The sequence below is a fragment of the Microcystis sp. BLCC-F210 genome, from assembly GCF_042134685.1.
Taxonomy (GTDB): Bacteria; Cyanobacteriota; Cyanobacteriia; order Cyanobacteriales; family Microcystaceae; genus Microcystis; species Microcystis aeruginosa_D.
The window spans coordinates 350,113-362,877 of record NZ_CP169647.1; the positions used below are offsets into that span (position 1 = coordinate 350,113).

10 protein-coding genes and 3 pseudogenes are annotated in these 12,765 nt (G+C 39.4%); 8 read left to right on the plus strand and 5 right to left on the minus strand.

Annotated features, from left to right (window positions below; translation table 11 throughout):
* Window positions 1-40 precede the first annotated feature (40 nt).
* The 6 genes and pseudogenes from ACE3JL_RS01780 to ACE3JL_RS01805 all read left to right on the plus strand — a co-directional run bounded on the left by ACE3JL_RS01780 (window position 41) and on the right by ACE3JL_RS01805 (window position 7,129).
* Window positions 41-1,392, plus strand: a pseudogene (locus ACE3JL_RS01780) (ISNCY family transposase).
* An 808-nt stretch (window positions 1,393-2,200) separates the two neighbouring features.
* Window positions 2,201-3,358, plus strand: a pseudogene (locus ACE3JL_RS01785) (ISKra4 family transposase).
* 310 nt (window positions 3,359-3,668) lie between these two features.
* Window positions 3,669-5,261 (plus strand): hypothetical protein, encoded by a 1,593-nt coding sequence (locus tag ACE3JL_RS01790; protein ID WP_375328713.1) that lies wholly within the window; start codon window positions 3,669-3,671, stop codon window positions 5,259-5,261.
* Window positions 5,262-5,545: 284 nt separating this feature from the next.
* A complete protein-coding gene (locus ACE3JL_RS01795) occupies window positions 5,546-6,184 on the plus strand; it encodes a DUF2834 domain-containing protein (RefSeq protein WP_271989793.1) in 639 nt (212 codons plus the stop codon).
* 130 nt (window positions 6,185-6,314) lie between these two features.
* Window positions 6,315-6,608: a hypothetical protein gene (locus ACE3JL_RS01800; protein WP_002733401.1), complete on the plus strand. Its 294-nt coding sequence runs from the start codon at window positions 6,315-6,317 to the stop codon at window positions 6,606-6,608.
* Window positions 6,609-6,610: 2 nt separating this feature from the next.
* Window positions 6,611-7,129 carry a low molecular weight protein-tyrosine-phosphatase gene (locus ACE3JL_RS01805; protein WP_271989796.1) on the plus strand — a complete coding sequence of 173 codons (519 nt, stop codon included), beginning with the start codon at window positions 6,611-6,613 and terminating at the stop codon, window positions 7,127-7,129.
* Window positions 7,130-7,143: 14 nt separating this feature from the next.
* On the opposite strand, the gene ACE3JL_RS01810 is transcribed toward ACE3JL_RS01805, so the two are convergent.
* The gene (locus ACE3JL_RS01810; RefSeq protein WP_271989797.1) at window positions 7,144-7,800 is read right to left on the minus strand and encodes a response regulator transcription factor; all 657 of its coding nucleotides are present in this window, start codon (window positions 7,798-7,800) and stop codon (window positions 7,144-7,146) included.
* A 261-nt stretch (window positions 7,801-8,061) separates the two neighbouring features.
* Here ACE3JL_RS01810 and ACE3JL_RS01815 point away from each other — a divergent pair, with 261 nt between their 5' ends.
* Together ACE3JL_RS01815 and ACE3JL_RS01820 are read left to right on the plus strand one after the other, a co-directional pair.
* A complete protein-coding gene (locus ACE3JL_RS01815; protein WP_375328714.1) occupies window positions 8,062-9,177 on the plus strand; it encodes a branched-chain amino acid ABC transporter permease in 1,116 nt (371 codons plus the stop codon).
* Window positions 9,178-9,274: 97 nt separating this feature from the next.
* Window positions 9,275-10,027: an ABC transporter ATP-binding protein gene (locus ACE3JL_RS01820; RefSeq protein ID WP_375328715.1), complete on the plus strand. Its 753-nt coding sequence runs from the start codon at window positions 9,275-9,277 to the stop codon at window positions 10,025-10,027.
* On the opposite strand, the gene hisH is transcribed toward ACE3JL_RS01820, so the two are convergent.
* The 4 genes and pseudogenes from hisH to ACE3JL_RS01840 all read right to left on the minus strand — a co-directional run bounded on the left by hisH (window position 10,016) and on the right by ACE3JL_RS01840 (window position 12,669).
* The gene (gene hisH / locus ACE3JL_RS01825; protein WP_271989804.1) at window positions 10,016-10,654 is read right to left on the minus strand and encodes an imidazole glycerol phosphate synthase subunit HisH; all 639 of its coding nucleotides are present in this window, start codon (window positions 10,652-10,654) and stop codon (window positions 10,016-10,018) included. The two genes, ACE3JL_RS01820 and hisH, sit on opposite strands and share 12 nt — an antisense overlap.
* 152 nt (window positions 10,655-10,806) lie before the next feature.
* A complete protein-coding gene (gene thiL, locus ACE3JL_RS01830) occupies window positions 10,807-11,775 on the minus strand; it encodes a thiamine-phosphate kinase (RefSeq protein WP_271989806.1) in 969 nt (322 codons plus the stop codon).
* A 95-nt stretch (window positions 11,776-11,870) separates the two neighbouring features.
* A pseudogene (locus ACE3JL_RS01835) lies at window positions 11,871-11,978 on the minus strand (IS982 family transposase); the annotation flags it as partial.
* Window positions 11,979-12,108: 130 nt separating this feature from the next.
* Entirely contained in the window at window positions 12,109-12,669 is a 561-nt protein-coding gene (locus ACE3JL_RS01840) for a hypothetical protein (RefSeq protein ID WP_271989808.1), read from the minus strand.
* Window positions 12,670-12,765 lie beyond the last annotated feature (96 nt).

Genomic DNA, 12,765 nt, shown 5'->3' on the forward strand with positions numbered 1-12,765 from the left:
GGTGAGATAGAAATCCACCAGCACGTCAAATTATTCCAAGATGGCTCAAAAAGCGGCAACCCTAGAAATTTCGGAATTAATGCAATTTTTCCATCAAGAATTAGATGATTTACCCGATGAGAGGAAACCTGGAAATAATAGAAAATATGAGATAAAAGATGCCGTGATGGCTGCATTTTCAGTCTTTTTTACTCAGTCGCCGTCTTTTTTAGACCATCAACGTTTAATGAAAAGCAATAAGGGAAAAGATAATGCTGAAAGTTTATTTTCAATTAAAAAAATTCCTGGGGATAATCAAATAAGAAATTTGCTAGATACAGTGCCAGCATCTAATATCTCTAGGACTTTTCAAAAAGTCTATGAATGGTTAAAAGAAAAGGGAGTTTTGAAAAAGTTTCTCTACTTAGATGGAGAAATATTAGTGGCGTTAGATGGCACAGAATATTTCTCATCCAAGAAAATTAATTGCCCTCATTGTAACTGTCGTAATCATCGAAATGGAACTACAACTTATTTTCATGGCTGTGTCACACCGATAGTAGTTTCTCCTAAGCAAAAACAAGTAATTAATTTAGAGCCAGAATTCATTAAAAAACAAGATGGACATCAAAAACAAGACTGTGAAAATGCGGCCGTTAAAAGATGGTTAAATAGGAATCATAAAAATAAGTACCTAAGCAAAATTAATTACACATATCTAACCCCCTCTTGCCTTTTGCCTCTTGCCTTTTGCCTATCTTTACTAGGAAATTAATTTTGCACGACTACTTAAGTATGGTTATCCTGTAACTCTTTTAGGAGACGACTTATATTCTCACGAACCTGTTTGTAAATTAGCGGTAAAACAAGGTTATAATTTTATTTTTGTTTGTTTGGAAACGTCGCATAAAACTTTATATGAATGGCTAGAATTTTTAGAAAAAAGTGGCGAAGTTAGGACCGTTGAAAAGAAACAATGGGATGGACGAAAAAATCTAATTTATCGTTATCGTTATGCTTCTAGAGTTCCCTTAAGAGAGGGGGACTCAAGTCTCGAAGTTAATTGGTGTGAAGTGACTGTTATTAATGAAAAAACCCAGAAAACTATCTACCAAAATAATTGGATAACTAATCATAAAATCACGGAAAATAATGTCGAAGAAATTGTCAAAGCTGGACGTAGCAGATGGAAAGTTGAAAATGAAGGCAATAACGTTCTTAAAAATCACGGTTATAATTTAGAGCATAACTTTGGTCATGGTCAGAATCATTTGTGCGAGTTCTTATTGTCTTTGAATTTACTAGCTTTTTTATTTCATACCGTGTTGGATTTAGTTAATTACACCTATCAAAAGATTCGTGAGCTATTAGTAACTAGGACTTCTTTCTTTAATGATATTCGTACCCTATTAAAATTTATTTGGTTTAAGAATTGGTCGGAATTTTTCTCATTTATTCTAACCGAATATGTCCCATTTAAAAAAGTAAATTCTAGTTAAAAATGTCAGAACTCTTGAAGAAAAAAAAGAAAGTTGTTCATAAAAAAAACTAAAAATTTTGTTAGAATTTTATCCAGATTTATGAGTTGAAATCGATTTTTTGTGGACAAATTTCTTAAAACCTGTCTATCTCCAGCTTTGGATGATAATTATCTGTCAAAAAATCATGCTTCTACACAAGTTCTCTATTTAAATAAGAGAATTTTATCTGATTTTTTTCAAAATGAGAATTGCTGTCCAGTTATACCAAATTTCTAAATCCATGACAGACATCCACGCTCGAATGCTTGCCAAGCCTGTATTCGTTGTGACCCAAATAAAGAAAAATGGTATTAGGCAATTCAGCGTATTTGAGAGTAAACCCGTAGGATTCCGCAGCCTTTTTCGCGGCAATGTTAGACTTCAGTAAATAGTCATGGATGGACGTGTATTCCTCCGACAATCTTGTTTGAGTTTTATCTTTTTCTTGCAAAATCTCTGAGCGGATCATAAGTTGTTCTCCTCTTTGAACAGTTCAAGTGGTGTGACAATTTCAGGTGTTGACAAGCTAAGACGGGCATTGATAAGGCAAATATGCTTGGGAGCATCTCACTTATGCAATAAGTATTAATACTTATAACCGTCAAAAACTAGAAAATCTTCAACTTGATCACAAAGAGAAATGAGATTATAATGGTTATAACTTACAATTCAGAATAGCTCTCGATGGGAGGAATAATTCAATGTTATCAGAAAATGAAAAAAGAATTAAAGAGTTATGTCAAGAGTTAGGGCAATGTCTCTATGAGCAATCCCAAATTAAGAAATTTAATAACTTGGGAGAGATAGAGGAGACTGTTAGAGATTTAATGATTCATTATGTTAACCCAGAAATCGGTATTTTTTTGTCAAAACAAGCACAGAAGAAACCGCCGGTCGGACGAGAAAAGTGAAAAGCATTTTGGGGGAATTACCAATTACAGAAAAACAAGCGAAGAAGTTAGAAGTAAAGCCTCGGACTCAGATGAGTCCAATGTTAGAGAAGAACTGTTTGCTATTAAGTGGCGATGAATCCTACGAGAAATCGGCGCAGAAAATCAAATCATTGACAGGGATTGCTGTTTCTCACAGTACCCAACAACGCCTCGTACATCGCTATGCTTTTGAAGAATTACCGTCTAACCCAGAAGTGGAAGTGGAAGAAATGAGCCTAGATGGCGGTAAGGTACGACTAAGAACTGCCAAGGGAAAAGCCTTAATTTGGCGTGATTATAAAGCAGTGAGTTTTCATCAACTGGGGGTAGCGGCTTTTTTTCAAGATAACTCAGCTTTATTATAGCGTTTCCTGTTCGCAAAAGGTACATTATCGATGTTGAAAAGCTTAATCAGCAAAGGTTAAACTGTACCAAACAGGTGTGAGAACCGCTATAGATTTGGTTAATTCTCAAGTTTTGGCCAAGCCTTTAATTTGTTTAGGAGATGGACATGATGGTATCTGGAATTTATTTCGTGAGATCGGAGAGAAACAGGAAAGAATTGAAATATTGGATTGGTATCATTTAATCGAAAACCTCTATAAAGTTGGCGGGTCATTCCAGCGAATTGAGGAGGTAAAATGTTTTCTATGGAAGGGGGACGTGGACGCCGCTATCTCTTGTTGTGAAGGATGGTCAGAGCCGCAAGTTGAGAATTTTATTACTTATTTGAACAAGCATAAACATCGAATTGTCAATTATGGTTATTTGCAGGCAGAGGGCATTTCTATCGGCTCTGGCTCTGTTGAATCAAAAATTAAACAAATTGCTCATCGTCTCAAAATTACTGGTGCAAGTTGGGAATCTGGTAATGTACCGCAAGTCCTTCGTCATCGCTGTGCTTATCTAAATGGTTGCCTTTTTTAACTTTTTTATTGATCTCATTAAGCATTTCTACTTATTGCAAAGGTGAGATGCTCCCAATATGCTTCCGTTTGTTAGCATTTGTGTTAATCTGCGACTTACCGACTTATAATAAAAATGTTCTTGCTAAAGAAGCTGTAGCTAACTACTTAACTGAATCTGCTAGGATGCTATCGCAGAATAGAAGACCACATCTCTTAATTGCCGAGGCAGAACTAAGTTTAACCGCTCTTTTTTAACCACTTCTATCGCTTTGGGTTCAAAAAATTAGGCGTTTTCGGTTTACTATAGTCAAAGTGTGCTTTCTAGGCTAATGACTTTGACTAAAACCCCCGTGATCAGAAACCGTCGTTTTTCCCTACGCAATCTCTTTGAGACTTGCATGGCCCTGTTGGTGTTATGTAATTATATTCTGGTTATTTTCGATTTAACCTACATTCCCCTGCGAGATTTTTGGTTACAGGGACGCTTGCAAATAACTTTATTAAGATTTAATGAACCAATAAAACTCGGGCCGATTTCCTTTCAAGAATTACAAATACCTCCCGACAACCCCCTAGAAATTCCCTTTGTTAAAGGAATCGCTAATTATGATGTGGTGAAAGGAATTAAACCCTATCGCAGTACCAGTGAATATTTAGCTACGGTTGATAAACTTAATGAAATAATTAATCAAAAGGTATTTAACCCAGAGTTTAATCTGCAAGAATATCGCCAAGAGATCGAGAAAATTTTAGCTAATTTACGCCAAAAAAGTGTCGATATGATCGATAATAATCCCTTTGCCTCGGCCGAGAAAACTGGGACTTTAGAGAAGATTAAAAATAGAATGCGCTTGCGGGTTTTTCAAACGGAAAATGTTTCCGCAAAAGCAGCCTTTCAGAAGTTTTGGAGTTGGGATTATCTCAGTCAAAATGGCTGGGAAAAAGAGTTGAAATTTTTCAATCAAGAAATTCAACCTTTAATAGAAACTAATTATTTTCGTCCCCTGGGAGAAGATGGGAGACCGATAGATAACTTTGAGGCGATCGATTTTTTATTTGGTACTATCTTTTTCTGGGAATTTATGCTGAGAACTTGGTGGATTGCCCGCACTCATAAAGGTCTGCGTTGGCGCGAGGCTATGTTATGGCGATGGTACGATATTTTTCTGTTTATTCCTATCTGGAGATGGCTGCGATTTATTCCTACCGTTATTCGCCTAGATCAGGTTAAAATTATTAACTTAAGGGTGATTAAAGAGCAGGCAGTTAAAGGCTTAGTTGCACTAATTTCTAAAGATATTACTGAGATAATATTCCTGAGAATTGTTAATCAAATACAGGAATATATTCGACGGGGACAAGTGGAGAAATTTCTTGATCGATCCCTTAATGGTGGCTATAATAATCTCAATGATACTAATGAAGTTATTGAAATTTTTCGGTTAGTAGTTAATAGCACCGTTGACAAGGTTTTACCGCAAGTTAAACCAGAAGCAGAAGCTTTAATTAAATACAATATCGAGAAAATTCTCAGTCAAACTCCCGCTTATCAGAGCTTATTGCTATTACCCGGCATGAAGGGGCTAAAAACTGACTTGAGCAATCGCTTATCTAGTCAATTATATCAATCCTTTGTTAATATAGCTGAAAAGATTACCCAAGAAGACGAAGTTTTTGAGCGTTTATTACAGCAATTAGTCCAACGTTTCGGGCAATCTCTCGCCGGGGAATTACAATCCCGTCACAGTCTAGAAAGAATTGAGATGTTATTAATTATCTTCCTAGAAGAGGTCAAATTAAACTATGTACAAGAATTCTCGGATGAAGACTTAGAAACTATCCTCGAACAAACTCGCTTACTCCACTCTAAAAGTGCAGAAATTACCCCAAGAGAAACCATAAATCCTCGTCGTCTTCCCTAAAAATTAAGTAGCTGGTTATAATTAAATTAAAAATGGATTTTAGGTTCGATCCCCCCTGCCCCCCTTGATAAGGGGGGTGCCGATAGGCGGGGGGATCTACCCTTGATAAGGGGGGTGCCGATAGGCGAGGGGATATCCCCTTAATAAGGGGGGCATCTGATAATTTTTAACGCCTAGCTACTTAGTGATCATTGATTAGGTAATCTTGCTTGATCTTTTGATCACTTTTCTACTAAAATATCTGCTGAACTGCCATTACTCAATTAACCTAATTATCCCCTCCCATGTTAACAAAAATTATTCTCGGTTTACTTTGGTTGTGCTTCGGATTATACGCTTTTTTACTAGCACCCCCCGACCAACCAGATACAATAAATTTAATTATCAATCTTTCCACTGGCAAATGGCAAGATATTAACCCGTTAATTATCGCTCTTTTCAACCTGATGGGAGTTTGGCCACTTATCTACACTAGCCTTTTAATTATCGATGGTCGTGACCAAAAAATCATCGCTTGGCCCTTTGCTTTTGCCTCCTTTGCTGTGGGTGCTTTCGCTATTTTACCCTATCTAACCCTCCGTCAACCCAACAGCAATTTTACCGGTAAAAAAAATCTGGTCATTAAACTTTTAGACTCACCTTGGTTAGGAGTAATTGCCCTAATTACTGCGGCAATTTTAATCGCTTACGGATTAATTAACGGCAATTGGTCTGATTTTTGGTATCAGTGGCAAACTAGCCGTTTTATTCATGTTATGAGTTTAGATTTCTGTCTTTTAACCCTATTATGTCCAATTTTGCTGCAAGATGATCTAACCCGACGGGGATTAAAAAATCCTTTCCTGTTGCCGGTAATTTCCCTTTTGCCTCTAATCGGTCCGGCAATTTATTTAATTATTCGTCCTCGCTTAGGGGAGAATTAAGGGTAAATTGTCTTGAGCAAACTTAACTATTTCTTGACAAGAGAAGTTCATATTTGACAGAAATTATGCTGGGGTTCCCCTAAAATATCAGGAAACAGATTAATGTCCAGATTAGAAGGAGTGTTTAACCTTGTTAGAGAGTCAAAAACCACCTCGGATTTACTGCTTTCAAGCTGATTATCTTGCCTCCCAACAATTTAACCCCCAAGAGATTCCCGCTTGGTTATCCTTAGAGGTAAACTGGCAGGGTTATAGAATTCATACCCTACCCTGGGTAGCAGACGTAGCTAGGGTATTAGGATTATTAGCGATTGAAGATACCCCCCAAGGGTGGCAAGATTATTTAGAAAGCTTGGGATTAGCCAAAATTAGGTTAATGGACAGCGAGGAGTTTTTTGAGGATAAATCTTTATCGGGATGTTAAAAATGCCCTATAATTGGCAATTTAGTGATGATTCTACTGGTCAATTTATGCCCTACAAACTACTCTTTGTCTGTTTAGGAAATATCTGTCGTTCTCCCGCTGCCGAGAATATCATGACTTATCTGATTGAACAAGAAGGATTAGACAATAAAATCCTCTGTGATTCTGCGGGGACTGCTGGTTATCATATCGGTTCTCCTCCCGATTCTCGCATGAATACGGCCGCCAAAAAACGCGGTATTCCTCTGCAAGGGACAGCTAGACAATTTACCCGCGAAGATTTCGAGAATTTTGATCTAATCCTAGCCATGGATAAAGCCAATTATCAAGATATTTTATCCCTAGATCGGACAGGAAAATATCAAGAAAAGGTCAAATTAATGTGTGACTATGCTCGTTATCACCCAGAAAAAGAAGTTCCCGATCCCTACTACGGTGGTCGTGAAGGTTTTGACCGCGTAATCGAGCTACTTTTAGACTCCTGTGGCAGTCTTTTGGAGGAAGTAAAAAACAAAATTTAAGTTTTTTATTTCAGCTAATCGATTAATCTATGTTCGAGGGAAAAACGAACCAATTCGGCACGATTGTTAGTAGTTGTTTTTCTGAGTAAACTACTAACATATTTTTCGATCGTGCGAGAACTGAGATGCAGTTTTTGCCCAATTTCACTGTTAGAAAGTCCCCGGGCTAAATGTTCTAACACTTCCCGCTCGCGATTAGTTAACTTAAAATCGTCCTGTAAAGAAGAAGTTAAAACATCCCTAGTTGCGGGGCTTTCTTCTGGTTTTAATTTCTGATATTGACGTTCACTTTGCACCATTTGTGATCGCTCTAAAAGATTGCGAATAACTGCTTTTAATTCCTCCATCTCAAAAGGTTTAGGAAGATAGATATCACAACCCACTTGATAACCGCGAATTCTTTCCTCTGTTGACCCTCTTTCGGTTAAAAAAATTACTGGTAATAACCTAAATTCTGGCTGTTGCCGCACCTTAGTCACCAAAGAATAACCGTCTAAACGCGGCATTTTGATATCCGATACCAAAAGATGGGGATGATAGGTATCCAATAAATTTAAAGCTTCCAAACCATTACTCGCCGCTACCACACTATAACCTGCTAATTCTAAATAGTCTTTGACCGCTAGGCGGATACCGGGGTCATCATCGGCAATTAGAATCAAAAGAGGCATAGAAATTAACAGGACAAGGTTTTTTCGGTATTAATAGCCTAGCACCCTCCGCTCGTCACAATTGTCCATCAAGCTACAGAGGCCGTTTTAACTGATATTATACTAGCAGTAACCAGCTTGTTCAGTGATCAGATGTGAGTTTTTAGCTTTTTTCTCCTCCTCTCCCCACTCCCCCCACTCCCTCACTCCCGACTTCATAATTCATAATTCATAATTGATAATTCCCACTCCCCCCAACCCCTTTTTTACTTTTTACTTAAGATGACAGACTATTTGGTTTCCCTGACAATTTGGGCGGGTATTTACGCAATTTTTGCCCTCGGTTTAAATCTACAATGGGGATTTACTGGCTTAATTAACTTTGGTCACGTTGCTTTTGCCACTTTAGGGGCTTATGCCACGGTTTTATTGACTTTACAGGGTGTGCCGATGATTTTTGCCGCCATTGTCGGGGCGATACTAGGGGCATTGTTGGGATTAGCCATCGGTTTTTCCACCCTGAGATTAAGAGCCGATTATCTAGCGATTGTCACCATCGGGGTGTCTGAGTTAATTCGTTTGCTGGTGCTTAACGAGGATTGGTTAACGAAAGGCAGTTTCGGACTACAACGTTATCCCCTACCTTTGGATATAAATCCCGGTTTTCCCGTCAAATTGTTAATTATTGCCCTGTTTACCCTGCTTGCTATCTTTGCTCTCTGGCAATTGGGGCGCAATCTGCAACGACAATGGCGAGAAGCGGGGCAAATTAGCGGCAAAAGCTATCAACCGACGCAAAAGAGAGCTTTAATCTTTTGGGGGTTGTTAGGGGCGATAATCCTGCTTTTTCTGTATATAAACGGTGTAATTGCCCTGAATGACTATAATTACAAAGCTGGGTTGATGGTGGTAGTTTTAGTCCTCCTCGCTCTCGTTTATACTGGTTTAGAATTACTTTTGCGATCGCCTTGGGGACGCATCCTCAAAGCTATCCGGGAAGATGAAGAAATTCCCCGGGCCTTGGGAAAAAATGTCTTTTGGTATAAGTTACAATCTTTGATGTTAGGCGGTGCGATCGCTGGTTTAGCCGGGGCTTTTTTAGCATGGCAATTAACCACTATTTACCCGACTAATTTTGAACCGTTATTGACTTTTAACGCTTGGATTATTATCATTCTCGGTGGCTCCGGTAGCAATGCTGGCACCTTACTAGGATCAATAATTTTCTGGGCTTACGATTCCCTGACTCGCTTTATTCTGCCCCAATTAGATATTTTTAATGATAGCCAATTAGGTGCTTTACGGATTATGATTATCGGTCTGCTGCTCATGGTTTTAATGATCTGGCGCCCCCAGGGTATACTCGGCAAAAAAGAGGAGTTAACTTTAGGAAAATAATTTCAGTTATCAGTTATCAGTTATCAGTTATCAGTTATCAGTTCACCGATTACTGTTAACTGATAACACTTCATAATTCATAATTCATAATTCATATATGTTACTTTCTGCCAAAGGATTATCGAAAAGTTTTGGAGGCATTCGCGCCGTCAATAATGCTTATTTGGAGGTGCCGCAGGGCAGCATCACCGGGTTAATCGGTCCCAATGGAGCCGGCAAAACCACACTTTTTAACCTTTTATCTAATTTTATTCGCCCAGATCAAGGAGAAGTTTTTCTTGATGGTCAGCCAATTCATCAGCTGCCTTCTTATCAAATTGCCCTGAAAGGATGTGTGAGAACTTTTCAAGTAGCACGGGTATTATCCCGATTAACGGTGTTAGAAAATATGCTCTTAGCTAGTCCGAGACAAACGGGAGAAAATTTTCTCAAAGTCTGGTTTCAGGGGGCAAAAATTCGCCAACAGGAACAGGAAAATCGTGCCAAAGCTTTGGACATATTAGATTCGATTGGTCTAGGGGAGAAAGCGCAGGATTATGCGGGAGCTTTATCGGGAGGACAGCGTAAATTATTAGAGATTGGCCGAGTGCTAATGACCGAGCCAAAATTAATTTTATTAGATGAACCGGCCGCCGGAGTTAATCCCACTTTAATCGGTCAAATCAGCGACCATATTATCGAGTGGAATCGTCAGGGAATTACCTTTTTGATTATCGAGCATAATATGGATGTGATTATGTCCCTTTGTCACCACGTTTGGGTATTAGCAGAAGGGACAAATTTAGCCGATGGCATTCCCAGCGAAATCCAAAAAAACGAGCGGGTTTTAAAGGCTTATTTAGGAGACTAAAGCTAATTTTTGCACCTGTTCAACAAAGTTAGCCAGAATTTTTAAGCCATTAGTGGAGGATTTTTCGGGGTGAAACTGCACCGCCACCAAACGCTCACGGGCGATCGCTGCCGTCACCGTTTGACTGCCGTGGGTGACGGTGGCGGCAGTTAGATGACTATCAAGGGGATCGACATAATAGGAATGGACAAAATAGACGTGAGGGTGCGGGGGTAATCCCTGCCAAAGAGCATGATCTGGCTGGGTGAAGTCTAATTGATTCCAACCCATGTGGGGAATGGTAATGCCCGGTTCTGAGCGAAAACGGCGCACTGTCCCCGGAATAACCCCTAAACCCGCCTCTTGACCCTCCTCTGATGAGTCAAAGAGAATTTGTAAACCGAGACAGATACCGAGAAAGGGTTTACCATTAGCGATCGCAACTTTGATCGGTTTTTCGAGATGACGGCTGCGAATTTGCCGGACAGCAGGATCAAAAGAACCGACTCCGGGTAAGACAATAGCGTCAGCTTTTTCGATATCCAGGGGAGAATCGGTAATTTTCGGCACTGCACCCACGGTTTCCAGTCCTTTACAGGCAGAGTGCAGATTTCCCATGTCATAATCGATGACAGCGATTAAGGTCATTGCTATATACTGATCAGGCGATGACCTTATTTTAGAGCAATCACGCTGTTAAATTAGGTCTTCACCCAAAGGTCGTCAATTCAAAAAGGAAACGCACCACCGCTCAAAAGTTGATGAAAAAGGCTGATCAGGTCATATCTGGTCATTATCCACTAAAAATGTTGAAATCCAGAGCTTAAACTGAGGTTTCTCCCGTCGGCTAATTTTATCTCTTTCCCCCGGACAATTTGACCAATTATCGCCCCCTCTTCCCCCACTTTCTCCAGCAATTCTCTGGCACTGTCCGGGGGCAAACACAAAACTAACTCAAAGTCTTCACCGCCGTATAAAGCCCATTCTAGAGCTTTTTCGGCTCCTACATATTCTTTCAGGCTTGGATGCAGGGGAATCCTCTCGATTTCAGCACCAACCCCACTACAGCGACAAATTTGGATGATGGCATCTGCTAACCCGTCACTGCTATCCATGCCCGCGATGGGAAATTGCTTGACAATTTTTTGTAAATGTGGTATGCAATCGAGTCTCGGTCGCGGCCGTTGATGAGCTTGGATTAAGCGCTTTTTTTGGGCGGAATTTAAATTACTCCCGGTTTCAGGGTGGAAGAGTAACTCTAATCCAGCCCGCGATAAACCGTGATAACCTGTAATAACGATACTATCGCCCACTTTTGCATTAAAACGTCTAATTTCTTCATTTTTTGCCACTTGTCCCAGGGCGGTGATGCTGATGTTAATCTCCGTGGCCCGACAGACATCGCCACCAACGATCGCCGTCTGATATACTTGCAGACAAGAGCTAAGACCCCGATAGAGTCCTTCTAGCCAATCGATGGCTAGATTGGGAGTTAAAGCCAATCCTACCGTAATTCCCAGGGGTTCTGCCCCCATAGCCGCTAAATCGGATAAATTAGCCGCCGCCGCTCGCCAGCCCACATCTTCGGGAGAGGTAGTAAGATCGCTAAAGTGGACGTTATTGACTAAAACATCAGTGGTGACAACGAGAGAGTAACCCTCTTTGAGGGATAAAATCGCCCCATCATCACCGATAATCTCCGCAGGACAATATTTTTGCAGAATCGGTAGCAATCCCTGTTCACCCAAGTCTTTAACGGTTAAATTCATAATTTCTGGGAATTGAACGATGCAGCTTCTAAAAAGTCTTTAGTTACGGCTGGCTGAATAATGGTAAAACCCTTTTAAAATAACCCCAGTTCGGGTTAAGCAGCGGGGAGTAAAGACCATTCCATCTTCAAGGAGGGTTTTTTCGTCTGGTGATAGTAAGCAATCAAACCACAGAGAAGATTAACGCAAAAATAGTTTAGGGGTTTCTGATTTTATCAAAAAGTCCGATCAGTACCATCAAGAGTTAATGGACAGAGCGATTAATGATTTACGATCATAATCTCTTTCAATCTTTGACGATCAAAACGAATATTATGAAAAAAACGATGGCGCTTAAATAGGCTCAGTCAGAGTTACACAGTACAATTGTGAGCTAATTTCTGAGCGTTCAGGTATCCAAGGCTCGGGCGTTGGAGAAGGTGATGAGGTGTCACCTAATAATTTTTTTGCATCATTAATTGTTTGATCACTAGATTTTATTACTTGATTAACATCATCTGCAAAACGTTTTTGAGATTCAAATAATTCATTAGAATTCCAGACAACAAATTTCCATGTTTTGACAATTGAAAAATTAGATGAACTTAAGTATTTTATTTTAACTAAAAACTCGATGTAAGATGAATCTGGATCGGAATCATAAGTTTTGTGCGTTTTTTCGATAATCTTCCAATCTATTATCTTTTTAATTTGTGATAAATAACTATCTGAAACCGAAACTTCTTTCAAGCATTTAAACTCTTGTTGCCTTTGAGTATTATTTTCCTGTATAGCTACTAAATAGTTTTTTAGCGCACGTTCGGGAGAATTATATATTTGCAAGGCTAGACTGCACGATGGAAGGAATCCTAGAAACAACAAAATAGATAAGTGTCTAATTATAGTTTTGTTCATCGCTCTAAAATCTCAAATTATTAAATAACGTCAGTTCGGGATAAGGGTGGAAAGAAAAGGCGGGGGCTAGTAAGCTGAAAAATATATAAACTAAGC

Bases quoted from the DNA above. Each gene is read 5' to 3' on its own strand.
- ACE3JL_RS01805 (WP_271989796.1), top strand. From the start codon at position 6,611: ATGCCCTATAATTGGCAATTTAGTGATGATTCTACTGGTCAATTTATG.
- hisH (WP_271989804.1), bottom strand. From the start codon at position 10,654: ATGACCTTAATCGCTGTCATCGATTATGACATGGGAAATCTGCACTCT.
- ACE3JL_RS01815 (WP_375328714.1), top strand. From the start codon at position 8,062: ATGACAGACTATTTGGTTTCCCTGACAATTTGGGCGGGTATTTACGCA.
- ACE3JL_RS01820 (WP_375328715.1), top strand. From the start codon at position 9,275: ATGTTACTTTCTGCCAAAGGATTATCGAAAAGTTTTGGAGGCATTCGC.
- ACE3JL_RS01840 (WP_271989808.1), bottom strand. From the start codon at position 12,669: ATGAACAAAACTATAATTAGACACTTATCTATTTTGTTGTTTCTAGGA.
- thiL (WP_271989806.1), bottom strand. From the start codon at position 11,775: ATGAATTTAACCGTTAAAGACTTGGGTGAACAGGGATTGCTACCGATT.
- ACE3JL_RS01790 (WP_375328713.1), top strand. From the start codon at position 3,669: ATGACTTTGACTAAAACCCCCGTGATCAGAAACCGTCGTTTTTCCCTA.
- ACE3JL_RS01795 (WP_271989793.1), top strand. From the start codon at position 5,546: ATGTTAACAAAAATTATTCTCGGTTTACTTTGGTTGTGCTTCGGATTA.
- ACE3JL_RS01810 (WP_271989797.1), bottom strand. From the start codon at position 7,800: ATGCCTCTTTTGATTCTAATTGCCGATGATGACCCCGGTATCCGCCTA.